Annotated in this window: 23 protein-coding genes and 1 riboswitch; of the genes, 12 read left to right on the top strand and 11 right to left on the bottom strand. The window is 51.2% G+C overall.

The window, feature by feature from the left end; translation table 11 throughout:
- Positions 1-9 precede the first annotated feature (9 nt).
- The 4 genes from BFW38_RS13145 to thiC form a co-directional block, all read right to left on the bottom strand.
- The gene (locus tag BFW38_RS13145; RefSeq protein ID WP_068999319.1) at positions 10-1,413 is read right to left on the bottom strand and encodes a Na+/H+ antiporter NhaC family protein; all 1,404 of its coding nucleotides are present in this window, start codon (positions 1,411-1,413) and stop codon (positions 10-12) included.
- A gap of 104 nt (positions 1,414-1,517) precedes the next feature.
- Entirely contained in the window at positions 1,518-2,807 is a 1,290-nt protein-coding gene (locus BFW38_RS13140) for an NAD(P)/FAD-dependent oxidoreductase (protein ID WP_068999318.1), read from the bottom strand.
- 3 nt (positions 2,808-2,810) lie between these two features.
- On the bottom strand, positions 2,811-3,626 hold the full coding sequence (locus BFW38_RS13135) for an IclR family transcriptional regulator (protein WP_068999317.1): 816 nt from the start codon (positions 3,624-3,626) through the stop codon (positions 2,811-2,813).
- 291 nt (positions 3,627-3,917) lie between these two features.
- Positions 3,918-5,858, bottom strand: a complete 1,941-nt coding sequence (gene thiC, locus BFW38_RS13130; RefSeq protein ID WP_068999316.1) for a phosphomethylpyrimidine synthase ThiC — start codon at positions 5,856-5,858, stop codon at positions 3,918-3,920.
- A gap of 105 nt (positions 5,859-5,963) precedes the next feature.
- Positions 5,964-6,059: riboswitch (TPP riboswitch) on the bottom strand.
- 220 nt (positions 6,060-6,279) lie between these two features.
- Between thiC and BFW38_RS13125 the strand changes: the two genes are divergently transcribed.
- Together BFW38_RS13125 and BFW38_RS13120 are read left to right on the top strand one after the other, a co-directional pair.
- The gene (locus BFW38_RS13125) at positions 6,280-6,639 is read left to right on the top strand and encodes a RidA family protein (protein WP_068999315.1); all 360 of its coding nucleotides are present in this window, start codon (positions 6,280-6,282) and stop codon (positions 6,637-6,639) included.
- A 263-nt stretch (positions 6,640-6,902) separates the two neighbouring features.
- A complete protein-coding gene (locus BFW38_RS13120) occupies positions 6,903-7,310 on the top strand; it encodes a hypothetical protein (RefSeq protein ID WP_068999314.1) in 408 nt (135 codons plus the stop codon).
- Between the two features lie 141 nt (positions 7,311-7,451).
- Here the strand turns inward: BFW38_RS13120 and BFW38_RS13115 are convergent, their stop codons facing one another.
- Complete coding sequence (locus tag BFW38_RS13115) at positions 7,452-7,787, bottom strand: DMT family transporter (protein WP_068999313.1); 336 nt, start codon at positions 7,785-7,787, stop codon at positions 7,452-7,454.
- 153 nt (positions 7,788-7,940) lie between these two features.
- Positions 7,941-8,885, bottom strand: a complete 945-nt coding sequence (locus BFW38_RS13110) for a DMT family transporter (protein ID WP_068999312.1) — start codon at positions 8,883-8,885, stop codon at positions 7,941-7,943.
- A 172-nt stretch (positions 8,886-9,057) separates the two neighbouring features.
- On the opposite strand from BFW38_RS13110, the gene BFW38_RS13105 reads away from it, so the two are divergent.
- Positions 9,058-10,011 carry a polysaccharide pyruvyl transferase family protein gene (locus tag BFW38_RS13105; protein WP_175400982.1) on the top strand — a complete coding sequence of 318 codons (954 nt, stop codon included), beginning with the start codon at positions 9,058-9,060 and terminating at the stop codon, positions 10,009-10,011.
- A 63-nt stretch (positions 10,012-10,074) separates the two neighbouring features.
- Here the strand turns inward: BFW38_RS13105 and BFW38_RS13100 are convergent, their stop codons facing one another.
- From BFW38_RS13100 to BFW38_RS13085, 4 genes are all read right to left on the bottom strand, one after another.
- The gene (locus BFW38_RS13100) at positions 10,075-10,464 is read right to left on the bottom strand and encodes a pseudoazurin (RefSeq protein WP_218186425.1); all 390 of its coding nucleotides are present in this window, start codon (positions 10,462-10,464) and stop codon (positions 10,075-10,077) included.
- On the bottom strand, positions 10,442-11,353 hold the full coding sequence (locus BFW38_RS13095; protein ID WP_068999309.1) for an ABC transporter ATP-binding protein: 912 nt from the start codon (positions 11,351-11,353) through the stop codon (positions 10,442-10,444). The genes BFW38_RS13100 and BFW38_RS13095 overlap by 23 nt, the downstream gene beginning before the upstream one ends.
- Complete coding sequence (locus BFW38_RS13090; RefSeq protein ID WP_425427937.1) at positions 11,350-12,348, bottom strand: FecCD family ABC transporter permease; 999 nt, start codon at positions 12,346-12,348, stop codon at positions 11,350-11,352. The genes BFW38_RS13095 and BFW38_RS13090 overlap by 4 nt, the downstream gene beginning before the upstream one ends.
- 122 nt (positions 12,349-12,470) lie before the next feature.
- A complete protein-coding gene (locus tag BFW38_RS13085; RefSeq protein ID WP_084004642.1) occupies positions 12,471-13,532 on the bottom strand; it encodes an ABC transporter substrate-binding protein in 1,062 nt (353 codons plus the stop codon).
- A 332-nt stretch (positions 13,533-13,864) separates the two neighbouring features.
- Here BFW38_RS13085 and mobA point away from each other — a divergent pair, with 332 nt between their 5' ends.
- The 8 genes from mobA to cysN all read left to right on the top strand — a co-directional run bounded on the left by mobA (position 13,865) and on the right by cysN (position 22,193).
- Positions 13,865-14,488, top strand: a complete 624-nt coding sequence (gene mobA, locus BFW38_RS13080) for a molybdenum cofactor guanylyltransferase MobA (protein WP_139116625.1) — start codon at positions 13,865-13,867, stop codon at positions 14,486-14,488.
- Between the two features lie 62 nt (positions 14,489-14,550).
- A complete protein-coding gene (gene mobB, locus BFW38_RS13075; RefSeq protein ID WP_068999308.1) occupies positions 14,551-15,123 on the top strand; it encodes a molybdopterin-guanine dinucleotide biosynthesis protein B in 573 nt (190 codons plus the stop codon).
- Between the two features lie 23 nt (positions 15,124-15,146).
- Positions 15,147-15,965 (top strand): cyclic pyranopterin monophosphate synthase MoaC, encoded by an 819-nt coding sequence (gene moaC, locus BFW38_RS13070; RefSeq protein ID WP_245686153.1) that lies wholly within the window; start codon positions 15,147-15,149, stop codon positions 15,963-15,965.
- A 1-nt stretch (position 15,966) separates the two neighbouring features.
- On the top strand, positions 15,967-16,470 hold the full coding sequence (gene moaE / locus BFW38_RS13065; protein WP_068999306.1) for a molybdopterin synthase catalytic subunit MoaE: 504 nt from the start codon (positions 15,967-15,969) through the stop codon (positions 16,468-16,470).
- The gene (gene moaA / locus BFW38_RS13060; RefSeq protein WP_245686152.1) at positions 16,467-17,489 is read left to right on the top strand and encodes a GTP 3',8-cyclase MoaA; all 1,023 of its coding nucleotides are present in this window, start codon (positions 16,467-16,469) and stop codon (positions 17,487-17,489) included. Before moaE ends, moaA begins: the two co-directional genes overlap by 4 nt.
- A 227-nt stretch (positions 17,490-17,716) precedes the next feature.
- Entirely contained in the window at positions 17,717-19,108 is a 1,392-nt protein-coding gene (locus BFW38_RS13055) for an L-cystine transporter (protein WP_068999305.1), read from the top strand.
- A 278-nt stretch (positions 19,109-19,386) separates the two neighbouring features.
- A complete protein-coding gene (gene cysD, locus BFW38_RS13050) occupies positions 19,387-20,298 on the top strand; it encodes a sulfate adenylyltransferase subunit CysD (RefSeq protein WP_245686151.1) in 912 nt (303 codons plus the stop codon).
- Positions 20,298-22,193, top strand: a complete 1,896-nt coding sequence (cysN, locus tag BFW38_RS13045) for a sulfate adenylyltransferase subunit CysN (RefSeq protein ID WP_068999304.1) — start codon at positions 20,298-20,300, stop codon at positions 22,191-22,193. Before cysD ends, cysN begins: the two co-directional genes overlap by 1 nt.
- A gap of 202 nt (positions 22,194-22,395) precedes the next feature.
- On the opposite strand, the gene BFW38_RS13040 is transcribed toward cysN, so the two are convergent.
- Complete coding sequence (locus tag BFW38_RS13040; RefSeq protein ID WP_068999303.1) at positions 22,396-23,064, bottom strand: glycosyltransferase family 25 protein; 669 nt, start codon at positions 23,062-23,064, stop codon at positions 22,396-22,398.
- A gap of 263 nt (positions 23,065-23,327) precedes the next feature.
- On the opposite strand from BFW38_RS13040, the gene BFW38_RS13035 reads away from it, so the two are divergent.
- Positions 23,328-24,125, top strand: coding sequence for an SDR family NAD(P)-dependent oxidoreductase (locus BFW38_RS13035; RefSeq protein WP_068999302.1), 798 nt, complete (start codon positions 23,328-23,330; stop codon positions 24,123-24,125).
- Positions 24,126-24,273: the final 148 nt, after the last annotated feature.

Genomic DNA, 24,273 nt, shown 5'->3' with positions numbered 1-24,273 from the left:
GAGTCAATCTTAAAGCCAGCTAAAGCCAGCAATCAGATAGAGACCCAAGGTTAGGACCGCTACCGCTAAGGCAAAAGGAATTTGGGTTTTGACGTGGTCGATATGATCAGAAGCCGCACCGGTTGAGGCGAGTACAGAGGTGTCCGACAAGGGTGAGCAGTGATCACCAAAGACACCACCTCCAGCGACAGCGGCAACAGTGGCATAGACCAAGGGCGTGATGTTATCCCCGGTGAGGGTAAAGGCGACGGGCACGGCCAGTGGCATCATGATGGCAAAAGTGCCCCATGAGGTGCCTGTGGAAAAAGCGATGACGGCGGCAATCATGAATGTCATGGCCGGTAATAGGTGTGGCGTCAGCCAATCTTCGGTCACGGAGACAATGTACTGGGCAGTCCCCATATCTTTAGAGAGCTGATTGAGCGAATAAGCCAAAGCCAGGATGACGATCGCGGGCATGACGCCTTTCATGCCGGATACTGCTGTTTTGATGATGTCATTAAGCGGGATGCCTTGGGCGCGCATGATGATTCCTAGTACCACCGAGGCGCCGAGGAAGGCTTCCATGGTTTTGGCTGACCCCATCACGATAAAGGTACCGATGGCGATGCTGATGACCACCAATACGGGTAAGAAAAAGTTCAGGAATAACGAGGTTTTGGCGCCCGGATAAGGGGTGATATCGGTCAATTCTTCACCCATCAGTGGCTCAGCACCGTCTCTTAGGACTTTGCCTTCTTCGAGGGCGCGGCGTTCTGCCTTTTTCATCGGCCCAAATAGCGGGATCAGGCCCATAATGACCAGCCCGACCACAATAACGGAGACCCAGGCATATAAGTTAAAAGGAATGGCGTGGATGAACACTGACATGGCCTGGTGAGCATCTTCAATGGGGCCCATCCCAATCAGTAGTCCCGAGATGAATACCGCCCAACCGGTGATCGGCATGAGCACGCTGACCGGTGCTGAGGTGGAGTCTGCAATGTAAGCCAGCTTTTCTCGGGACACCTTATAGCGATCGCACAGGTTGCGCATGGTGGTGCCCACAAATAACGGGCTGAAGTAATCACTGAAGAAGACGAACATCCCCATCACCCAACCAATGAGCTGTACTTTGATCCGTGATAAGTGACGCTTTTCAATCCATCCCGAAAAGTTTTGGACTGCGCCAGTGCGTTGGAAAAAGGCGATGACCGTGCCGATAAACAGCTCTAATAGTAGAATCCAAGAAAAGCTGGTCGTACCCAGCGTTTCTTTGAGTAGTGTCGGAAAGCCCATTAAGCCATTCCCCATGGCCAGGACGCCGACCAAGCAGGCGACAGCCAAGGAGAAGACCGTATTACGAGTAACAAAAGCCAAAATAATGGCCAGCGTAGCCGGTAAAACCGACACAAGTCCTAGGTTAGTGTCCATTGGAGACCTCTTTGATTATTTTTTTTAACTTGATGCAAGATCAAGTCGATCATTAGCCTTAAACCGAGCGGACATCTCGGTTATGAGGGAGAGACAAGAGTATTTCAGGCTTCGCCATTGGCTTTGCGGCGTTCAAGCGCGGCGATTAAGTGAAAGCCCAACTTACGCACGGGCTCGGGGGGCATCCAACTGGCCTGGCCAAACAGGCCGTGGATATCGGGTGTAGCCTGCCCCATGGCTTTATGGGCCAAGGTTTGGCCGAGAAAAGTACCTTTGACAATGCCGCCACCATTACAGCCTGCTGAGACATATAACCCGGGTTGAATCTCGCCCCAGACCGGGGCGCCGTTATAGGTCAGGCCTGTGGTGCCGCCCCATACCTCTGTTAGGGGATAATCCTTGAGTTGGGGGTAGCGCGCATCAAAACTACTTTGCAGATGGTGTTGTACAGCGGTGTTGTCTTGCTCTTTTTCGTAGCTATACAGCGAACGAATCATCAAACGGCCATCGGCGGTACTACGTAATGTGCAGCCCAAACGGTGGGCTGGTAGCAGGCCCCAGGCCTGTGGCATCACCTCGGCCTGAACCGATTCGGGAAGTACATCGGTGACGGCAGCATACGTATAAATTGCCGTCAGACGTGAATGATCCGCACCGAGCATGCGTGAAAAGGCGTTATTGGCCAGAATCACTTGAGGAGCCCGGATTTGGGCCTGATCCGTATTGACCTGCCATTGATCACCTTCACGGTGAACACGTGTTACCCGCGTATTTTCATAGCGCTTCACTTGAGGGGGCAGACAATCGGCCAAGCCGCGAATCAAGGCGGCAGGTTGAACCAGGTAACAATCTGGTGAATATAGACCTTCATGGTAATAATCGGTGCCAATGCGATCAGCCAGTGCTTGCCGAGACAGGACTTCATGGCGCAAACCGGCACTTTGCAGAAACGTTTTATAGGCGGCGATGCTGGCGAGGCCTTCTGGGGTGCAGGCCGCTCTTAACGTACCACTATGTTGTAACTGGCAATCAATCTGATGAGTGGTGACTAAGTGACGAATTTCAGCCATGGTGGTGCGGCTGATCTCATTCAGTTGTGCCATTCGGGCCAGCTGGTCGGCTGAGGCATCATTGGCCAGGGCGATTTCTAGCATGAAGCCAGAGTTACGCCCTGGGCTGCCTTCGCCTAGAGTGCTGGCATCCAGCAGTAGAATCCGATCATCCGGACGTTGCATTGCCCAAGCCCGCGCCGCAGCGACACCGGTATAGCCCGCGCCGACGATGACCACTTCAGCACTCTGATCGTGTGTCAGTGAAGGATGTGGTTCACGCGGTGGCAGCCAATGGTTCCAGCCGCAGGCATGTTGATGGCTCGGGGCCAATGCATAGGTCATGGGTTACTCCAAATGCAGCAAGCTATGGGCCTGCTCAACCAGTTCAGTGACGTGGTGACGCATACCGGCTAGTACCGCTTGGCGGTGTTCATCGGTCATACGGGATTTCAGCATGGCACAGCTCAACGCCCCTAACGGGTGACCACTATGATCCAGAATTGGGAGCGCCAGGCCGGTGTACTCAGGCAGTTGCGAGCCTTCGACTCCGCGGGCATAACCGTGTTGATGGAGAAACTCAATTTCTGTCTCAACATCCTCAATGCTGATCTGGTAATCGTGCTCAAGCTGTGTCGCACTGTGCTTCAATAACGTATGACGCTCTGCCAGTGGGAGTTGAGCCAATAGTGCGATAGAGGCTTGTCCAACGCCTAGTGGGACACGTTCTCCCGTCGCACGCACAAAGCTTCCCACCGGGTAAGCGCCATTTTGTACTTCAAGGCAAACAGCGTAGATACCATCGCGGGCAAACAGATAAAAGCTATCGCCAAAGCGTTGGGCCAAAGACAGTAGTCGGGGGCGCATCAAATCACGCAAACCTGACCCATTGCCCGCTTGGGCGCCCAGTGCCAGCAGCTGATAGCCTAATAAATAGCGTCCGCGTTTAGGTGAGCTGCGCAAATAATCTTCTGCTTTCAGACTCTTCAGTAGACGATAAATACTGGGTCGACTGAGTGTCATCGCATCTAAATAATCATCAATACTGGCCCCTTGGTAGCCGCCTGCGGCTGTGATCTTTAACAGTTGCATGGCATGGCGCAGAGTCGAAGGGCCCGCTGCATTGGCGGCGGGTGTGGCCAGTTTTTTCGCGTGATTGTTCATGACCGTCCTTGCATCAATATCAATCGTTCGCTCATTGTTGTTATAACGCTGAGCATAACGAGATAAAAAATGGTTTTCGTCTCATATTTTGAGACTCGCAAAAAAGGCAGTGAATCGTCCAGTACCAGACGACCGTTAAGACGCTATCGCCTGGGTCATATAGACTTGGACTCGATATTCGGCGAATAGAGTAGCGCCAGTGATGGCAAGCCGATGTGAGAGTAATCACAAAAGAAAATGCCCAGCGAGTGCCGGGCATTGAATATCGTACTGAATCGCGTGATTTAGGGCTTAAGCCTTATGGTAAATGGCACTGCCGTTGTCACGGAATTTCTCAGCTTGTTCCGCCATGCCTTGATTCAACGCTTTTTCTGCATCAACCCCTTGTGCCGCCGCATAGTCACGGACTTCTTGGCTGATCTTCATAGAGCAGAATTTGGGGCCACACATGGAGCAGAAATGTGCAACTTTGGCTGACTCCTTAGGTAAAGTCTCGTCATGGAAAGCGCGCGCCGTGTCTGGATCCAGCCCTAGATTAAATTGATCCTCCCAACGGAACTCAAAACGCGCTTTGGACAACGCATTGTCTCGTCGTTGGGCGGCCGGGTGGCCCTTCGCCAGATCGGCGGCATGGGCGGCAATCTTATAGGTGATGATGCCGGTTTTAACATCATCAATATTGGGCAGCCCCAAATGTTCTTTGGGCGTGACATAACAGAGCATGGCACAGCCATACCAGCCAATCATAGCCGCCCCGATCCCTGAGGTAATATGATCGTAGCCGGGCGCAATGTCTGTCGTTAGCGGGCCTAAGGTATAGAAAGGGGCTTCGTCACATTCTTTCAGCTGTTTATCCATGTTCTCTTTGATCAAGTGCATGGGGACATGCCCAGGCCCTTCGATCATGACTTGCACATCATGTTGCCAGGCGATCTTCGTCAACTCACCGAGTGTTTCCAGTTCACCAAATTGAGCCTCATCATTGGCATCGGCAATGGAGCCAGGGCGCAAGCCATCGCCTAGCGAGAAAGCAACATCGTATTGTTTGCAGATCTCACAGATGTCTTCAAAGTGAGTGTAAAGGAAGTTTTCCTGGTGGTGAGCCAAACACCATTTGGCCATGATAGAGCCACCCCGAGACACGATGCCGGTGACACGCTTAGCTGTCAGGGGAACGTGGTGTAAACGGACCCCGGCATGAATGGTGAAGTAATCTACGCCCTGTTCGGCTTGCTCAATGAGGGTATCTTTGAAGATTTCCCAGGTGAGGTCTTCCGCTGCGCCTCCGACTTTTTCCAACGCCTGATAAATGGGTACGGTGCCGACTGGCACTGGGGCGTTGCGCACAATCCATTCGCGCGTTTCATGAATATGCTTGCCCGTGGACAGATCCATGATGGTGTCTGATCCCCAACGCGTTCCCCAGGTCATTTTGGCCACTTCTTCTTCGATCGATGACCCCAACGCTGAGTTACCGATATTGCCGTTGATTTTGACGAGGAAGTTGCGCCCGATAATCATGGGCTCACTTTCGGGGTGGTTGATATTGGCCGGAATAATGGCTCGCCCGGCCGCTACTTCGGCACGAACAAATTCTGGGGTGATCTCGTCTGGAATACGTGCGCCGAGTGGTTGTCCTGGGTGTTGCTGACTGAGAATGCGCTCAACTTCTTCCGTCCCCAAGGCTTGGCGGCGTTGATTTTCCCGAATGGCGATAAACTCCATCTCCGGCGTGATGATGCCTTGCCGAGCATAGTGAAGTTGGGTCACATTATGGCCGGTTTTAGCCCGACGAGGTTGACGTTTAAGCTCGAACCGCAAAGGCTCTAATGTCGGATCTTGGGCTCGGCGGCGGCCATATTCACTGGTCGGTCCGTTAAGCAATTCTGTGTCGGCCCGCTCCTCAATCCAGGTTTGACGCAAAGCCGGGAGCCCCTTGCGAATATCAATTTCGGCGCTGGGGTCGGTATAAGGGCCTGATGTGTCGTAGACCAGAATGTCCGGGTTGAGCTCTTCGCCCGCATCAGTGTGAGTCGCGGTTTGTGTGATGGCGCGCATGGGGACACGAATGTCCGGCCGGGAACCTTCCACATAAAGTTTGCGCGAAGCAGGTAAGGGTTGTACCGAGGCTTGATCGACCTGGGCAGTGTTGTTGAGAAAATGTTGGCTGTAAGTCCCTGCCTCGGGTTGATTTGAGGAAGGGCGGGTCTTTTGTTTGTCAGGTGCAGACATCGGTCTCTCCAGGCATGTTATGCAGGAGAACCGGTACGGCGGGGCCACGAGAAATTAAAAGGTACATTCCGAGACATGAGAAGCCTTCATCGATGAGGCCCGGAATGTAGTATGCATCTCGATCCCTACGCCGGTGCGAACCGGTTCAGGTATTGCGGGTATCATCTCAGCCGATTGGTTACGGCACCCCGTCAAGATGAAGCGGCAGACTGTGGTGACAATCGTCTCGACCATAAATGTGTTGTCGATCCAGCTGCTGGCGCCAGTCTAACGCATTACTTTGCCGTTGCAAGGGATATTCGGTGCAAGGGATATGGGGTTCTGCTAGTCTTGATCGCCTTGTGGCATAGTGAGTGCCATGATCACGTGTCCAAATCATTATTTGATATCTCTCATCCCAATAAAGCAATAGGAGAGCTGCATGAGTATTCAGCGCTTGGAAACCCAGGCCCGTATGAGTCGAGCGGTCATTCACAATGGGACTATTTATCTGTGTGGCCAGGTCTGTGCGACAGAAGATCGCCAGTCTGATATTCAAGCGCAAACTCGCAGTATGCTGGCGAAAGTCGACGAGCTGCTGAAAGAGGCAGGCAGTGATCGAGAGCACCTGTTGTCGGCGACTCTTTATATTCGCGATATGGTTGATTTTGACGGTATGAATGAAGTTTGGGATGCCTGGGTACCGACCGGCCATGCCCCGGCCCGCGCTTGTGTCGAAGCCCGCATGGCTTCTCCAGACCTCAAAGTTGAAGTGAGTGTTGTCGCTGCGGTGAAAGCCTAAGTGACTTGAGATCAGGCCAGGAGAGTGTCATTGGAGACTTCTCGCTGGCCTGATACTTCAAGATAGGCCTGATACCTCACGATAGAAAGAAAGCACGCTCATATCACTTGATACACAGGCCTGTCGTCGTGTTTGTTGATGTCGTGGTTGTGGAAGCGGTAGTTGTGGAAGTCGTAGTTGTCGAAATAGGTAGAAAAATTTTCAATAAAGGTTAAAGAAGTGCTAACGCTTGCCGATAGTCCTCTGTAACCGGAGAACTCATTATGCGTATAGAAAACGTTTACGCCAGAAACCTAAAAGCTCAGGAGTCGCTGAACGTTTCGCTGCATGCTGCACGCGGAGCGGAATTTGCGTTGCTGCTGAGTTTGATGGGGGCGACACTCTATGCGCCGGATATGGGGGATAGTGACCTCGAACCCGATGAGTTTATGCGAGAGTTGGCCTGCTTGGTCAACGCTGAAATGGGACTTGCTTTTTATAATGGTGATGGGGCTTATTTCAGCTGGTTGCGTGCGCTTTCAGAAGAATATCCCATGCTGCAGCATTTGACGGCGATGAAGAGTAAAGACACACCGTCCCCTCATCAAGTGGCGTCAACTTATGCGGCCAATGCCATGCCGGATACTCAAACCGTTGTTCAGCAAATCAACCAGATTCGCACAGCAGCTTAGACCTTCATCGGTTATTCCTATTCCTATTCCACTATTCCACTTCATATTCTCCCTCCCTTTCTTTCTCGTGCTTTACTCTTCCCCTTGTGCCATTGGTTGACTTCCTCTAGATGGTCTCGTTGTTATGCCCTAACGCAGACGTTAGTGCGTAGACATATCTGAGAACACATGAATGATCGTGACCCCGGCAATAATCAACATCATGCCGATAATGGCGGGCAGATCCGGTGTTTGTTTGTAAATCACCATACTGACTAAAGTGACCAGGACAATGCCAGCACCAGCCCAAATCGCATACACCACACCCACGGGTAAGGTTTGCATAATCAGGGTCAGTAACCAGAACGTCGTCAGGTAGCCTGCAACGACCAAGATCGTTGGTCCTGGTCGTGTGAAGCCTTCAGATGCTTTTAAGGCTGTTGTGGCCATGACTTCAAGAATAATAGCTAACGCTAAGTAGCCATAGCTGTTGAGCATTGGGTGTTTCTCCTGCGTGATCTTATTCTCAGTGTGCTTTTAGGCCAGGGGGCGCCTGATGGACATCGTTGATTAAACGATATTTGAAGTTAAGAGTGGTGGCACGGGCCCATACCTTGAGCCCGGTTAAGTGGTTGTTCTGCTGGCCGTATCTCAGTCTTTATCAGGAATTATGCGCGTGTTGGGGAGGCTCTCGGTCATGCTCTTCTGTGCCGGTGCCACCGGTGCGCGTCCCTTCAAGGCGATCACCAGTGAGCTGATAGTAATACAAATCACACCGACAATGGCCCCGACCGAAGGCGTGCGTTCAAACAGCCATAAATCAAACCCCAGCGCCCAGAAAATAGCGGTATATTCAAAGACTGCTAAGGTGGCTACCGGTGCTCGGGCCAGTGCTTCAGTCATGGCAATATGCGCTAATCCACCACATAAGCCTGCGCCGATCAACCATCCCCACGTCGCTCCTGTTGGTAAGGTCCAGCCCTCAATGGCCGTGGCTAGCCCGATCAACGAACATGTGACCGCAAAATAAAAAGCAATCGCACCGGAATGTTCATGAGCGGTCAGCGTTCGAATCATGATTTTAGCCAGTGCGGTCAGTGCGGCCATGGCAATACCACAGATGATACCAATCCAAGCCTGGTGGGATAATGCGGTGTCATTAAAGGGGTTGATCACCAGAAGAACCCCCATAAAACTGAGCAAGGTCATGGCCCAAGTCAGCATCGAGGGGACTTCTCGAATCAATAAACTGGCTAGCATAACGGACAGTATCGGTGCCAGAAAACCCAAGGCGGCGGCCAGTGAGAGTGGTAAATAAGCAATGGCAATAAACGAAAGAAACATCGCACTGCAACCTAACAGGCTACGTATGGCATGGCCTTTGGGGTTGCGGGTTTTGAGAGCTTGAGGCAGCGCACCGGTTAAGCCGAGATAAGCCAGAATAGGAATCAGAGCCAGAGCGCTGCGCCAGAACACAATTTGCCCTGTGCCCACTTCATGGGACGCCTGCTGTACACACAGCGACATCAACGCAAATAAACCGGTTGCGGCCAGTCTTAACGCAATGCCTGAGGCTCGTAAAGGTTCGTCACGCATAGATGATCCTGAATATTGGGAATGGGCCGGGCGCGTATTATGGCGATTATTCATGGCATGTGCTGCTTTTTGACGTTGATAATGGGCATCGGGCTTCCCTGTCTGAAAACGGGCACTCTTTGAGGCAATATGTCGTCTTTGAAACAATATGTCGTGCTACTCAAAAGTGATAATGATAACGGCTTGTGTCAGTATTTATTACGGATTGATTACTGTATTGAGTCTGAAACAAGCATTGTTAAAAACACAGGGCTTTAAAACTGCCGATGCTTTAAGTGAGTCGAGAATGAATGTCTATTGGTGGCGCCCTGATGAGGGGACGAATTTAGGTGACGAAATTACTTCAATTGTGCTTGAGCAAATATTGAATCAACCTCATCAACGTGTTGGTCTCGATCAGGCATCGTTACTCAGCACAGGGAGTGTTTTAGATAAAGTGATGACATCTAAATCATTTTATCGCAGAACCACACCTTTATATGTCGTCGGTTCTGGCTTGATTCGCCCTCGACTTAAGCCTACCAGCTTAAAGCGTCGCTTCACGTTGAAACGGTGGCTTCCTGATTGTCTCGATGTGATCTCAGTGAGAGGGTGTCTGACACAGCAGATTTTAGCAGGGCAAGGATGTTCCGTTGAGTTGATAGGCGACCCTGGGTTATTGATGCCTCATATCGTGACCCCCCAACGGTGTCATCAGTACCGGTACGGCCTTATTCCTCATTTTACACAAGTGGATGATCCTCAGTGGCAAGCACTTTGTCGCCGTTTACCTAATGCGATCATGATCGATTTTAGACATGAGGATTATCAACAGGTGATTCAAACCATGGCTTCGTGCGATGTCATTCTGAGTCAGGGACTGCATGGTTTGATTCTGAGTGATGCCTATCAAATTCCAAATGTCTGGATCTCTGACGGTGCTTTGCATGCCGGGGGCGACTTTAAATTTTTGGATTACTTCTCATCGATTGGTCGCTCACCCTTATTGTGTATTCAGGGCATTGAACAAGTGTCGACAGATCGCATTGAGCAGCAGTTATATCTCGCGGATAAGTCGATTGTTGAGCGCCTTCAAGCACAAGTGTTATGTGCATTTGAAACCATGCAAAATAAGGCGTCAGCTTAGCTCAGCTGTGCCAGCCGCCAGAGGACTTTGCCATGAGCGACTTGGGTCTTGTCACGGTGAGGCTTAAAGGCCTGCTCGTTGTTTAATCTCTTCAAACCGCTTTTTAGCCCTTGCCGGTAAGCCGTTGGGAATGTGGGCCGCTGTATCATTTTCTCCAACCTCAATTAACATCACCATGCCCAACATAAAGTGTGGGAGGCACTTAATACCGTAAAAGCCCACTTGCTGGAAGGTGACGTCGGCATCCTGATTCATCGGTGTTCGAATTGTGGGCGCCCTATCAGGCCATAGGTTTGGGATGGTCATCGCGTTGTGAGTGCGATCCGACGCCACAAAGTGGACGGTATCTCCGGGCTGGATATGAAGATAGTCGGGCTCAAATGCCATGACACCAGTGTCGTTGTTATTTAACATTTTGACTTGATAGGTTTCAGCGTGAGCTAAAGGCAGCATGAGCGCCCATACCATGAACAGGCGTAGGGTCCAGATGACCATGGGGCTCAGGCGTTGCAACGGATGTAAGGCGATCAGCTGCTTTTGCACGTTCAGATTGGCGACGAGTGCCATGATGAGCATTATCCTTGAGATAAAAGTGTAAATAAGGTGACTGATCTATCGGGTGTTCGCATTGGTGGCTCTGAACGCCGAATACGGTTTCAATCAGGGGCTGAGTGAGTACTTCTCTGGGGGCGCCGAGTGCAATGAGCTCACCATGATGCATGACACCGACTTGGTCGCAGCGCAATGCTTGGTTGAGGTCATGTAGGGCCATGACCGTAGTGACCGGTAGTGAAAGGGCCAGATCTAAGATCATCAGTTGGTAGCGAATGTCCAGGTGGTTAGCAGGCTCGTCCAGAACGAGTAGCTGTGGCTGCTGCGCCAGGGCCCGCGCAATTTGAACACGTTGGCGCTCGCCGCCAGACAAACTATGCCAAAGGCGCTCGCGCTTATCCTGAAGCCCGACTTCAGTGAGGGCTTGGATCACCAGCTGATCATCTTTATCTGACCAAGGTGATCGCAATGATAACCAGGGCGTGCGTCCCAGGGAGACCACTTGTTGCACCGTGATGCGATCAATCGTTTCAGCCTGTTGTTCGACAAAAGCCACTTGTCTTGCGATCTGACGTTGAGAGAGCCGCTTAAGCGCCTGATCACCTAACCAAATGTCGCCTGAATGGGCCGGTCGAATACCCGTTAATAGTTTCAGTAGGCTGGACTTACCCGATCCATTGGGCCCAATGAGGCCCAGGTTTTGTCCCGCGTCTAAGGTGAAGCTGACGGTTTTGACAATCTCTTTATGCTTGACGCCCCAACTCAGTGCCTGTGCTTTTACGCCAATCATTTTGATTGCCCTCGAATTAATAGCAAAGCAAAAACCGGAGCACCGATCAACGCAGTGATGACCCCAATGGGCAATACTTGGCCTGGAATAATGATGCGTGACGCAATATCGGCACAGACGAGAAATACGGCACCGATTAATGCGGACATGGGAACAAGTCGACCATGCTGACTACCCACCAAAAAACGAGCGGCATGGGGGATGACTAATCCAACAAAGCCAATGGCGCCGACGATGGCCACCATAGCGGCGGTCATTAAAGCCGCTGCCGCAATTAAGAGGGTCTGGGTCTGACGGACTGGAATCCCCAGGGCTGCTGCAGATTCCTGACCAAACGTAAATGCATCCAACGGGCGTGTATACAACAGGCAGACGATCAACCCGGCGAGGGTCATGGGGAGGGCTAGCGTGACATCGTCCCAGCGTACACCGCTTAGGTTGCCCAACAGCCAGAACATGATTCCCCGAGCCTGATCTGAATTCGCTGATTTGGCGATAACTAATGCCGTCAGCGCATTAAACAGCTGGCAGCTGGCAATACCCGCGAGCACAATGTGGCCATTATGATATTGAGCTGTCCCCTGAGCGGCACCCTTCGCTAGCAAGGCGACGACCGCAAAGGCGAGCAATGCGCCAACGAACGCTCCCGAAGAGAGTGATACCATGCCTGCGCCTAACCCCATGACGGCAACCAGCACAGCGCCTGTCGAAGCGCCTGCAGAAATACCCAGGATATAAGGGTCGGCGAGGTTATTGCGCAATAAGGATTGAAGGACGACGCCTGATAACGCCAAACCGGCACCACAGCATGCGGCGACAAGGGCTCGTGTGAGCCGGTAATCCCAGATAATACCGGTATCCAGCTGGCTGACCGGATAGTCCATATTGAATAACTGGTTACCGGCCACCTGCATGACCGTCGTGAAGGAGTAGCGAATTTCGCCAATGGCCACCCCAGCCATGATCGCGGTGGCGATCAACAGCAGACTAGGCAATAAATAGCCTAGTCCACGAACGCTGCGGGATAACCCGTGGTTCAGTACTCTGTCCTGACGACAGGCCTCGTTGTTGTCAGGCCTGTCTTCTAGTGCGACGCTGTCCTGTTGATGACTTTGGATCACTCTTCCACCATGTTTTGATCCTGCAGCGCCTGGATTAATTTTTCCATTCCCTCAATCATACGCAATGTCGCGTCCATTTCAGTGGCTTCTAGCATAATAATGTGGTCGTTTTTAACGGCGTCCATTTGGCTGGCGACAGGGTCGTTGTGCAAAAATTCTAGTTTTTTCTGGTAGTCATCTGCAGGGAATCGACGACGGTCCATCTTAGCAATAACGATAATGTCTGGGTTCGCTTTGGCGATGCTTTCCCAGCTTTTCATTGGCCACTCTTCAGCGGTATCGACAATATTGTGGATACCGAGTTGCTTCATCATGTAGGCAGGTGCTCCGAGACTGCCTGCGACAAAGGGGTCTACATTCATATCGGCGCTGGAGTACCAAAAGACGGCAGAGAGGTCGCTGTCTAGTTGATGTGCCCGTTGTTTGACCTCGTCTTCGCGGGCTTTGAGTTGGTCAACCAATTCAGCGCCGCGCTGATGAACGCCAGCGATATCGGCAAGATCCTGCACGCTTTGGAACAGCCATTGGGTGGAGAAGAGCTGCAAACGAGTGCCATCCATGCCGGTGCTGTTGTCTTTGCCAACACAGTCGGTCGGCATCACATAAGTCGGAATACCCAGATCATGAAACTGCTCGCGGGTACCCACAATACCGTTGGCGCCGATATGCCATTCATATTGCACGGTCACCAGATCTGGGTGCTGATTGACGACGCTTTCGAAGCTGGGGTCATTATCAGCAAGGCGGGGAATATGGCTGTTGACTGTTTGGTACTTGGGTTGGACTGGAGTGAACCAAACGGAAGTCGCTTTGACTTTATCTGCAAGACCTAAGGCATACAGAATTTCTGTTGTGGCTTGACCGACGGTGACAATTCGTTCAACGGGATGTTCAAAGGTGAGTGTTTGACCGCAGTTTTCCAAGGTTAAAGGAAACGAACTCTCTTGAGCCTGGACGGTGCCTACGGTCAGTAAGCCCGTTAATAAAGTGACCAGTGCCAGTGAATGTTGCTTGTACCTTTTATATTGGCTCTTGCGTGAAGCGCAAAGCGTCGGCATTGAGAGAATTCCTTATCGCGATAAATGAGCAAAAGCTAGCTTATCGCAGTGTCATGAGTGGGTGCATTCAAATTGATAATGATTGTTATTATATAACATATCTTTTTGGGGTCAAGTTCAGACTCAGTGCCGTTATCAACGGAGACACGATAAGTCCATCCTGCAAGACCTACCTCATAAGGAGTAGTTGGCCTAACTTATTGAGGTAGAAGACTGAATTTCCTGGCGCAAAGTGTCTTCGGCACGTCATTTTTGTCCGCTCATAACATACCGTTGGCGTATGTATTCCGTTATGATACCGGCCTAGATGTATTGATGATGAAGGGCTGTTCATGTGTGCTTCACTGTCCTCAAAAGAGACGACTGCTAATAAGACCTTTTTGCCCATACCATCACTGACAGGGGTCGTTTTGGCGGGTGGTCAAGGTCGCCGAATGGGCGGTGAGGATAAAGGTTGGGTCATGTTTCAAGGCCAACCGCTCATTGATCATGTGCTCCAATGTTTAGCTCCGCAAGTTGACCATCTCATGATCAATGCCAATCGTTCAGTCGAGCGTTATCAGGCACTGGATATCCCGGTGATCACGGATCTTGATTCAGGGTTTCAAGGTCCGCTGATGGGGATGGCGACGGCACTTCATTATGCTCAAACAGATTGGGTGTTATGTGTGCCTTGTGATACGCCGCAGCTACCTCCTGATCTTGCTCAGCGTCTTTGGCATGCGGCACAGTCGGCTCAAGCCCCGATCGCGGTTGCGCATGATGGCGAACGTTTGCAGCCTGCGGTGGTGTTGTTACAACGGGCTTTATTGGCTTCTTTACAGTGCTTTCTCGCCGAAGGCGGCCGTAAGGTCGATCGCTGGTTTTCTTTGTATCACTATGTGGCCGTGACGTTTCCCGCACGACATTTTATTAACCTCAACTATCCAGAAGACTTGGCGAGATTTGATGTTTAGTGCATCACTATCTCCGATAGGGTCTGCTGGATTGGTGCTGTGATCATTGCGTAGGTGCTTATATGAGCCATTATGCTTCCTTTCCTCGCCCTCTATTAGGTTTCAGTGCTTGGAGCGGTACAGGTAAAACGACGTTATTGAAGGCTCTGTTACCCCGATTAAAAGCACGAGGATTACGTATCGCTTGTGTGAAGCATGCCCATCATGATTTTGATGTGGATCAGCCAGGCAAAGATAGCCATACCTTACGTCATGCCGGGGCTGGCCAGATGCTGATTGCCTCCGATCGACGCTGGGCCTTAATGGTTGAAGCACCACGGGATGAAGCCCCTTCTCTTGATGAAATGCTGCAGCATTTTAATCCGAGTGAGGTGGACTTGGTGCTTGTTGAAGGGTTTAAAGCCGAGCCTTTCCCTAAGCTTGAGCTGCACCGAATGTCGGTTGATAAGCCATGGCGTTTCCCTGATGATCCTCAAATTCTTGCCATTGCCACTGATTCTCCCAATCAAGTGCCGGAAGGCAATGTTTTACCCGTCTTGGATTTGAACGACCTGGATGCCATCGAAACGTGGGTACTCGATGAACTACGTCGACAGCAGGCGTCATCCGGTGATATTGCAAGCCAGCCCTTATGAGTCCATTGAAATGAAAGAGGTGAATGATGAATGAGCTGACACATCTGGATGCTCGAGGGCAGGCTCATATGGTCGATGTCGGTCAAAAAGAGATTACTGCGCGTACGGCAGTGGCTTCGGCGGCGATTCGCATGCAACCGCAGACGCTGGCGCGCATTATGGCGGGAGAACATCCCAAAGGCGATGTGCTGGCGACCGCACGGATTGCCGGGATTATGGCGGCTAAAAGAACGGCTGACCTGATCCCGTTATGCCACCCTTTGATGTTGTCTAAGGTGGCGGTTGAATTGACGCCTGACGAGGCTTTGCCGGGTATTCGTATCGAAGCAACCTGCCGTCTGGCAGGCCGAACAGGCGTCGAGATGGAAGCCTTGACGGCGGCTTCAGTGGCGGCGCTGACACTTTATGATATGTGTAAAGCGGTCGATAAGCGCATGATCATTGACGATATCAAAGTGCTGGAAAAGACAGGCGGTAAGTCAGGTGATTGGCGACCTTTTGAGGATCAATCCCCAGCGACTGAGGTGTTATCAGTAGCGCAATCGGTATCTCAGTCCGCATCGACTGTGCCAGCCGATGTTGGCACGAGCGTTCATGTCAGGTTCTTTGCCGAGCTTCGGGAACAACTACAGATGGAAGCTTGTGATGTGCCGCTTGAAGCGCTGTCGGAACCGACTGTTGCCGCGCTATTGAATTGGTTAGTGGCTCAAGCTAGCGAACGCGCTGCTCTGCAGCAGCAGCCACAACTGCTGATGGCCGTCAATCAGGAGATGGTCAAGCCGATGCACCCGTTGCAGGTGGGAGATGAAGTGGCCTTTTTCCCGCCTGTCACAGGAGGTTAAGATGTCTGATGAATTATGCCCAGACAACGTCTGCCCGCGATACGTTCGTGTTCAGCCTGCGCCTTTTAGTGTTGAGTCGGAAATGCAGCGACTCACTCAAGGCCGGAGTGATATCGGAGCAACCGTGACATTTGTCGGTTATGTCCGTGATTTCAATGAGCGGCCCGATGTGTTGGCGCTGACGTTAGAGCATTATCCGGCCATGACCGAAAAGGCATTGCACCAAATCATTGATGAAGCCATTTCACGTTGGTCTTTGAATGGCATTTCGGTGATTCATCGGGTTGGCAAGATGACACCGGGTGATCCGATCGTATTGGTCTTAGTCGCCTCTGCTCATCGCCAAGCGGCTTTTGAAGCCTGTAATTTTTTAATGGATTACCTAAAAACCCGAGCGCCTTTCTGGAAAAAAGAGCATACCGCCAGTGGGGATTACTGGGTGTCTGCCCGGGATAGTGATACGCAAGCGGCTGATCGCTGGCATGCAGCTGGAGCGCCCTCATGAGTTTTGATTCCATGAAAAAAGAGGCGATGGTGGATCGTTTTGGTCGAACCATTCGTTATGTACGCCTATCTGTGACGGATCGCTGTGATTTTCGTTGTGTCTACTGCATGAGTGAGGAGATGACGTTTTTGCCTCGCCAGCAGGTGTTGACGCTGGAGGAAATCGGGCAAGTGGCTCAAGCCTTTGTTGACCTAGGGGTTGAGCATATTCGTCTGACCGGTGGTGAGCCATTGGTGCGGCGTGATGTGGATTCGTTGGTGAGTCAGCTCGGTCATTTAAAATCCGTCTCGGGATTGAGAGACTTGAGCATGACCACCAATGGCAGCCAGCTCCCCAAGTGGGCGGATACGCTGCAAGCGGGAGGGCTGGATCGGCTCAATATCAGTTTAGATTCCCTCGACCCCGAACGTTTTACCCGAATTACCCGAACAGGGCAGCTGCAGCAGGTCATTGAGGGGATTGATGCGGCCAAATCTGCTGGATTTGAGCGGATTAAGCTCAATGCGGTCATTATGAAAGGTCGTAATGATGATGAAGTTGTGGACTTAGTGCGCTTTGCCAGGTCTCGTGAAATCGATATTAGCTTTATTGAAGAAATGCCATTAGGCCATATTTCAGATCATGGTCGTGATGAAACCTTCTGCTCCAGTGATGAGGTGAGGGCGATGATTGAGCAGCAGTATGAACTGCTGCCCTGTGGTGAAGTGACCGGCGGCCCTTCACGCTATTATCGTTTTGCCGATGAGCATGCTAGCCGCATTGGCTTTATCTCACCGCATAGCCACAACTTCTGTGGTGACTGCAATCGCGTCAGAGTCACTGTGGAAGGGCGTTTACTGTTATGTCTGGGGAATGAGCACTCAGTTGATTTGCGCCAGGTGCTGCGTGACTACCCCGGTGATCAAGAGCGATTGAAGCAAACCATTGTTGAGGCTATGGACCTAAAACCTGAACGCCACCACTTTACTACCGATGGTGATGTGCAGATTGTCCGCTTCATGAATGCGACTGGGGGTTAAAGGTCGGGTTCCTTGTAGCCTGTAGCGCCGTTTTGGCTATTTTTTATCTATAAGTTAATTCTCTTATAGGTAAAAAGTTTTTAGGTTATAAAGAAAATCCATTTTTATTACCTTGTGATATTCCTTACTATAGCGCTCAAGCATTAGCCGACAGTTTAACGCTGTCGCATTTAGTCTATGCGGCACATCGATGATGTGCCGCTTTTGTCATTTGGGAGACGATCAACATGAATGGGTTGGTTGCAATCAATGTATTGATTTTTGCCTTGGCCGCCGGGCTGCTCGCACGCTGGCAGCTTAAGGGCGCGAGTTTATCGCGGGTGGTGCTGGCAGGCTTGGTCGTTGGGGTGGCTTTTGGGGTGCTCATGCAATGGGGCTATTCTGATCAAGCTGTTCTAACGGGGACGATTGACTGGGTCAATCTGGTAGGCGGCGGCTATGTCCACTTGTTGAAAATGATCATTATGCCTTTAGTGCTGGTGACTATTTTATCTGCGGTCACGCGCTTACATGATGCCAGTGCGCTGGGTAAGATTAGCTTCGGTGTGTTGGGCATGCTGATGATCACAACGGCGATTTCAGCGGTGATCGGTATTACCATGACGCAGCTGTTTGGTTTATCCGCTGATGGCTTAGTGCAGGGCGCGCGTGAGCTTGAGCGGGGGCAGGCGATCATTGACCGCAGTGCGCAATTGGCGGATCTGACGGTACCTCAACTGCTGTTGTCGTTTATTCCGACGAACCCTTTCCAAGATCTCGCGGGTGCACGCCCTACATCGATTATCAGTGTTGTGATTTTTGCCGCTTTCCTTGGGGTTGCGGCACTGGGCATTAAGCGTGAAAATGCGGAATTGGGTGATCAGCTGATTAACGGCATTGAAGTCGTCCAAAAATGGATCATGCGTTTAGTCCGTATGGTGATCCGCTTGACGCCCTATGGTGTGATGGCGCTGATGACGAAAGTCGTTTCTACTTCGAATCTGAACGATATTCTCAATTTGATCGGTTTCGTCGTGGCCTCTTATATTGGGCTGACGTTAATTTTGGTCATGCATGCACTGTTCTTAGCCGGTGCAGGGGTTAACCCGAAACGCTATTTCCAGAAAGTTTGGCCAGTACTGACCTTTGCATTTACTTCTCGCTCCAGTGCGGCAACGATTCCGCTCAACATTGAAGCCCAGGTCGATCGTATTGGTGTTCCACCGGCGATTGCCAACTTTGCGGCTTCTTTTGGGGCCACTATCGGTCAAAATGGTTGTGCGGGCCTTTACCCCGCCATGTTGGCGATGATGATTGCGCCGACCGTGGGGATTGATCCTTTGTCGTTAGAGTTCCTCGGGACCTTAGTGCTAGTCGTGACGCTGGGCTCATTCGGTATTGCAGGGGTCGGGGGTGGTGCGACTTTCGCTGCGATTATTGTGCTGTCGACCCTGAATCTGCCGATAGCGCTGGCAGGGCTTTTGATTTCGATTGAACCGCTGATCGACATGGGCCGAACCGCGATTAATGTGAATGGCGCGATGACGGCCGGTACCGTGACCAGTCGTTTATTAAAGCAGCACGATGCGAGCGTGTTTGACAGTGAAGATGACGGCTTGAGTGAACACAAAGCGGCTTAAAAGCCCGTGCTGTGTTGATTGACCGCTGTTCTTACTGAGTAGAATTGAGGCCACCTTCGGGTGGCCTTTTTCGTATGACATGATGCCTTTGCTCTTCCACTCAAGTGCTTTAATCCCGCCCCCTGGCTATATCGATAGCGCCAATTGGCCTGAAAGGGGCTGGGTGAAACCTTGCCGATTGATGACGAAAGGGGGACACTTAGCGACTGGATTTTGTGGAATTAAAAACATCTTTTTAAATAGCTTAAATGAATAAGCAAATCGTTTCGGAGTTGTCCATGCCTGTATCCGAACAGCGTATGACTCACCTCAAGCAGCTTGAGGCCGAGTCGATTCATATCATTCGTGAGGTGGCGGCAGAGTTTGATAATCCGGTGATGCTGTATTCTATCGGGAAAGACTCTTCTGTCATGTTGCACCTAGCGCGCAAAGCCTTCTATCCGGGTACGCCGCCTTTTCCGCTGATGCACATTAATACCACCTGGAAATTCCGCGAGATGATCTCTTTTCGCGACCGTATGGCGCGTGAGGCAGGCATGGAGTTGCTGGTTCACTCCAACCAGGAAGGGCTAGCCCAGGGCATTAATCCTTTTGAGCATGGGAGTCACTATACCGATGTCATGAAAACCGAGGCGCTGAAGCAAGCGCTGGATAAGTACGGTTTTGATGCGGCCTTTGGTGGTGCTCGGCGGGATGAAGAAAAATCGCGTGCCAAAGAGCGTGTGTACTCGTTCCGCGATCGCCACCACCGTTGGGATCCGCGAAATCAACGCCCAGAGTTATGGAATACTTATAACGGTAAGGTCAATAAAGGCGAGTCGATCCGTGTTTTTCCCTTATCGAATTGGACCGAGTTGGATATCTGGCAGTACATCTACTTAGAGTCTATTCCTATTGTGCCCTTGTATTATGCCGCACCTCGCCCGGTGGTTGAGCGTGATGGTATGACCATCATGGTGGATGATGATCGCTTGCCGTTGGCTGAAGGTGAAGTGCCTGAAGAGAAATGGGTACGTTTTCGTACCTTGGGTTGTTACCCCTTAACCGGCGCTGTGCCGTCTAAAGCCGATACATTGCCCGCGATTATTCGTGAAATGTTATTGGCGACGACTTCTGAGCGCTCAGGTCGAGCGATTGACCATGATCAGTCCGGTTCCATGGAGAAGAAAAAACGCGAGGGGTACTTTTAATGAACGCCAGTACGTCCAATCTCGACAATATCGAGGATTATCTCAAGCAGCACGAGAATAAGGGCCTGCTGCGTTTCATTACCTGTGGCAGTGTGGATGATGGTAAGTCCACGCTTATTGGTCGTTTGTTGCACGACTCTAAAATGATCTATGAAGATCAGTTGGCCGCATTAACTCGTGATAGTCGTACCAGTGGTACCCGAGGTGGAGAGCTGGATCTAGCCTTATTGGTGGATGGCCTGCAATCTGAGCGTGAGCAGGGTATTACCATTGATGTGGCTTATCGTTATTTTTCCACTGATCGCCGTAAGTTTATTATTGCCGATACGCCAGGGCATGAGCAGTACACCCGTAACATGGCCACCGGTGCCTCCACCGCCAAATTGGCTGTGATCCTGATCGATGCGCGTTATGGCGTGCAGACGCAAACACGTCGCCACAGTTATATCTGTGATTTGCTCGGTATCCGCCACTTTGTGATTGCGGTGAATAAGATGGACTTAGTCGATTTTGATCAGTCGACTTACGAGCGTATCCGCGACGATTATTTGGCATTTGCTGAAAAGCTCAAAGTACAGAATATTCACTTTGTGCCCATGTCAGCGCTTGAAGGGGATAACGTCACCTCATTGAGCGAACGTTCGCCCTGGTATCAAGGTCAGCCTCTGCTCGAATTGCTGGAAACACTCAATATCGAGCATGATGAAAATCTGACGGATCTGCGTTTTCCTGTTCAGTATGTGAATCGTCCGAATCTCGACTTCCGTGGTTTCAGTGGCACTTTAGCATCAGGCGTTGTGAAACCAGGGCAAGCGATTAAAGTCTTGCCTTCCGGGGTGACCTCTAGCGTCCGTTCTATTGTGACCTGGGATGGAGAACAAGACGCGGCTTATCCTGGGCAGGCCATCACCTTGACCCTCGATGATGAAGTCGATATTGCCCGTGGTGACTTAATTGTCGCGCAAGATGATGAGCTCGTTTGTGGCCATACGTTTGAAGCGCATCTGGTGTGGATGAGTGAAGACCCGCTGGAAGTCGGTCGCCGCTATGATATCAAAACGGGTCATACCTTCACCCGTGGCCGTGTTAAACGCATTCTTCACCAGATTGATGTGAACACGCTGGATACTGGGCCTGCAGAGCAATTGCCGCTCAATGGGATTGCGCTATGTGAGCTTGAGGTACAGAGCCCCGTGGCACTGGAATCCTACCAGTCGGCACCAGCCACAGGCAGCTTAATTGTGATCGACCCCATGAGCCATGTCACCGTTGGCGCAGGCATGGTCACACAGATGCTCGATGAGAGCCATATTACTTGGCATCAAATGGGCGTCAATAAAGCCCGCCGAGCCGAGCGCAACCATCAAAAACCGGCGATTCTTTGGTTCACAGGGCTTTCAGGCGCGGGTAAATCCACCATCGCCGATGCACTGGAGAAACAGCTCTTTGGTATGGGGCAGCGTACTTATCTGTTGGATGGGGATAATGTGCGCCATGGTCTGTGTCAGGATCTGGGCTTTGATGACAATGACCGAGAAGAGAATATCCGTCGCGTCGGTGAAGTGGCCCGTCTGATGGTCGATGCCGGTCTCTTGGTGCTCGTGAGCTTCATCTCACCTTTCCAAGCGGACCGTCAGCGCATTCGTGATCGTGTTGAAGCGGGTGAATTTATCGAGATCTTCGTCGACACCCCGCTGGATGTCTGTGAATCACGCGATCCGAAAGGTCTCTATCAGAAAGCTAGAGCGGGCGATATTACCCACTTTACAGGCATTGATTCGCCTTATGAGGCACCGTCTCAGCCGGAAGTCCACCTCAATAGTGGTACTGACAGTGTTGAAACCTGTGTACGCAAAATCCTGGATGCACTGAAAAATCGAGGCATCATCGACTAATCTTGCCGTACCGCTCAACTTATCACATCACCGTGTTGCGCTTAAATCCGGGTCTATAGGTATAGGCCCGGATTTTTGATTTAAAGGCATCAAGCGGTTGGCTATTGGTTTGTCGCGGTTGAGTCGGTATTCATCATCAAGTTGTCATCAAGCACTATTGCTCTCATGACAGGAGAGCAATAGTGCTAGGCGGTATAGGCGATTAAAAAAATCGTAGGCAGAGGGTGCGAATCCAATTGCGGCGTAGGGCGGGCCATTGCTTGGCTTCATTGTGTGCCCAGTAAGCTTCATCTTTGACTTCCAGGCTTTTGGTCAGGGCGCGGTGTGCCATGATATCGCTGCTGGCTTGGGCCTCAGGTTGTTGATAAGACAGCATCGGGAAGGCGCTGTAAGCGCGGAAAAAGCGGCAAAATAGACTATCAATAGCAATGCCTTGATACGATTCTTTGACCAGCCGCTGGCAGGCTTTATGGGAGAGCACATAGGCATGGGCGCCAGTCATCCGCGCTCGCACCACAAACGGAAACGGAATTAACCACATCCGGCCTAGAATGCCACCGAGGTGAAAAAGCTGAGGGTTTCGCCACCGCAAAAAATGGTTGATCCATTTTAACTGACGCGGGCTAGGCGGTAAGAAGGTGGCGTCGTCTTCTAATATCAAGACGCGTTGGTAGCCTCTTTCCAGCGCCAGTTCGGCACACTTGAGATGTGATTGATAACAGCCGCGCTCAGGGTCCTCTGAATCGCGTTGAACCAATACATATTCGATCTCATGATCTAGCGCTTGAAAACTCTTTTCGAGTTGTTCACGACGATCTTTACGGTCTTCCAGGCTAATGCAGAGCACTGCATCGATATCAAATCGAGTCATAGGGGGTCCTTCTATTCCCATTCTTGGCCTCCTGTCTAACGGGGGATCTTAATGGTAGATTTCCCGAGTGCCTACTCTTTCAGTGCTTCTTTCAGCTCTTCTTTTCCTTCTGCTTTTGATGACGCTTTTATCATGACGATGATGCTTACGCTAGCCACTCTCGATCATGGGGTTGAATTCAATCGAAATGATCTCAAAGTCTTGAGCCATAACCCATAGTCGAGATACGCCCGCTGAGGTGTGTGTCGTAGAGGAGAGGTGATATGCGTATTGATTTGTCCGGTCAGCATGCGGTTGTCAGTGGTTCAACGGCGGGCATTGGTTATGCCATTGCCAAAGGTTTGGCCCAAGCGGGTGCTGCTGTCACCATTACGGGGCGCACGCCTGAGCGAGTGGAGTCTGCTATTGCCTCGTTACAGCAGGCTGCACCGGGGGCTCATATCAATGGTGTGGCTGCTGATTTGAGTACTGCTGCAGGGTGTAATGCCTTGATTCAGGCGCAACCTGAAGCGGATATCCTGGTGAACAATGTGGGGATTTTTCAGCCCCAGGATTTCTTTGAAACCGATGATGAGACCTGGGATCGTTTTTTTCAGGCGAATGTAATGAGCGCTGTCCGCTTATCGCGACACTATGCTCGCGGTATGAAGACGCGAGATTATGGTCGCGTGCTCTTTTTATCCAGTGAGTCCGCCATGAATATTCCCACTGAGATGGTGCACTACGGTATGACCAAGTCTGCCGTGCAGTCTGTGTCCCGGGGATTAGCCAAAGTACTGGCTGGGACTCGAGTGACGGTGAATGCCATCTTACCCGGGCCAACGCGTTCAGAAGGGGTGGTGAAAATGTTGCAGCAGATGGCAGATGAGCAGGGGAAAACATTGGCCGAGGTTGAAGCGAATTTTGTTGCGGACAATCGCCCTTCTTCGATCATTCAGCGTTTGGCTGATCCTGACGAAGTGGCTCATATGTGTGTGTATGCGGCCTCACCTCAGGCCAGTGCGACAACAGGGGCGGCCCTTCGGGTTGAAGGCGGGATTGTGGATACGATGGCATCTTAATTGGCGCCATCAAAACGGTTTTGAGCCTTTTGAATGCAGTAAGACTGAGTGTTAAAGCCTGAGCTTAAAATCTTAACTTGTCAGGTCAGATTTTAAGATTGTGTTCAGGGGGCTCATGCAGAATGGATGATCCGTATGCTAGAGAGCA

Source organism: Terasakiispira papahanaumokuakeensis, from assembly GCF_001709345.1.
Lineage (GTDB): Bacteria > Pseudomonadota > Gammaproteobacteria > Pseudomonadales > Halomonadaceae > Terasakiispira > Terasakiispira papahanaumokuakeensis.
The sequence above is the reverse complement of the archived record's forward strand: the minus strand, read 5'-3'. Positions and strand labels throughout refer to the sequence as shown.

Bases quoted from the DNA above. Each gene is read 5' to 3' on its own strand.
- BFW38_RS13145 (WP_068999319.1), bottom strand. From the start codon at position 1,413: ATGGACACTAACCTAGGACTTGTGTCGGTTTTACCGGCTACGCTGGCC.
- BFW38_RS13140 (WP_068999318.1), bottom strand. From the start codon at position 2,807: ATGACCTATGCATTGGCCCCGAGCCATCAACATGCCTGCGGCTGGAAC.
- BFW38_RS13135 (WP_068999317.1), bottom strand. From the start codon at position 3,626: ATGAACAATCACGCGAAAAAACTGGCCACACCCGCCGCCAATGCAGCG.
- thiC (WP_068999316.1), bottom strand. From the start codon at position 5,858: ATGTCTGCACCTGACAAACAAAAGACCCGCCCTTCCTCAAATCAACCC.
- BFW38_RS13125 (WP_068999315.1), top strand. From the start codon at position 6,280: ATGAGTATTCAGCGCTTGGAAACCCAGGCCCGTATGAGTCGAGCGGTC.
- BFW38_RS13120 (WP_068999314.1), top strand. From the start codon at position 6,903: ATGCGTATAGAAAACGTTTACGCCAGAAACCTAAAAGCTCAGGAGTCG.
- BFW38_RS13115 (WP_068999313.1), bottom strand. From the start codon at position 7,787: ATGCTCAACAGCTATGGCTACTTAGCGTTAGCTATTATTCTTGAAGTC.
- BFW38_RS13110 (WP_068999312.1), bottom strand. From the start codon at position 8,885: ATGCGTGACGAACCTTTACGAGCCTCAGGCATTGCGTTAAGACTGGCC.
- BFW38_RS13105 (WP_175400982.1), top strand. From the start codon at position 9,058: ATGATAACGGCTTGTGTCAGTATTTATTACGGATTGATTACTGTATTG.
- BFW38_RS13100 (WP_218186425.1), bottom strand. From the start codon at position 10,464: ATGCTGCCTTTAGCTCACGCTGAAACCTATCAAGTCAAAATGTTAAAT.
- BFW38_RS13095 (WP_068999309.1), bottom strand. From the start codon at position 11,353: ATGATTGGCGTAAAAGCACAGGCACTGAGTTGGGGCGTCAAGCATAAA.
- BFW38_RS13085 (WP_084004642.1), bottom strand. From the start codon at position 13,532: ATGCCGACGCTTTGCGCTTCACGCAAGAGCCAATATAAAAGGTACAAG.
- mobA (WP_139116625.1), top strand. From the start codon at position 13,865: ATGTGTGCTTCACTGTCCTCAAAAGAGACGACTGCTAATAAGACCTTT.
- mobB (WP_068999308.1), top strand. From the start codon at position 14,551: ATGAGCCATTATGCTTCCTTTCCTCGCCCTCTATTAGGTTTCAGTGCT.
- moaC (WP_245686153.1), top strand. From the start codon at position 15,147: ATGATGAATGAGCTGACACATCTGGATGCTCGAGGGCAGGCTCATATG.
- moaE (WP_068999306.1), top strand. From the start codon at position 15,967: ATGTCTGATGAATTATGCCCAGACAACGTCTGCCCGCGATACGTTCGT.
- moaA (WP_245686152.1), top strand. From the start codon at position 16,467: ATGAGTTTTGATTCCATGAAAAAAGAGGCGATGGTGGATCGTTTTGGT.
- BFW38_RS13055 (WP_068999305.1), top strand. From the start codon at position 17,717: ATGAATGGGTTGGTTGCAATCAATGTATTGATTTTTGCCTTGGCCGCC.
- cysD (WP_245686151.1), top strand. From the start codon at position 19,387: ATGCCTGTATCCGAACAGCGTATGACTCACCTCAAGCAGCTTGAGGCC.
- cysN (WP_068999304.1), top strand. From the start codon at position 20,298: ATGAACGCCAGTACGTCCAATCTCGACAATATCGAGGATTATCTCAAG.
- BFW38_RS13040 (WP_068999303.1), bottom strand. From the start codon at position 23,064: ATGACTCGATTTGATATCGATGCAGTGCTCTGCATTAGCCTGGAAGAC.
- BFW38_RS13035 (WP_068999302.1), top strand. From the start codon at position 23,328: ATGCGTATTGATTTGTCCGGTCAGCATGCGGTTGTCAGTGGTTCAACG.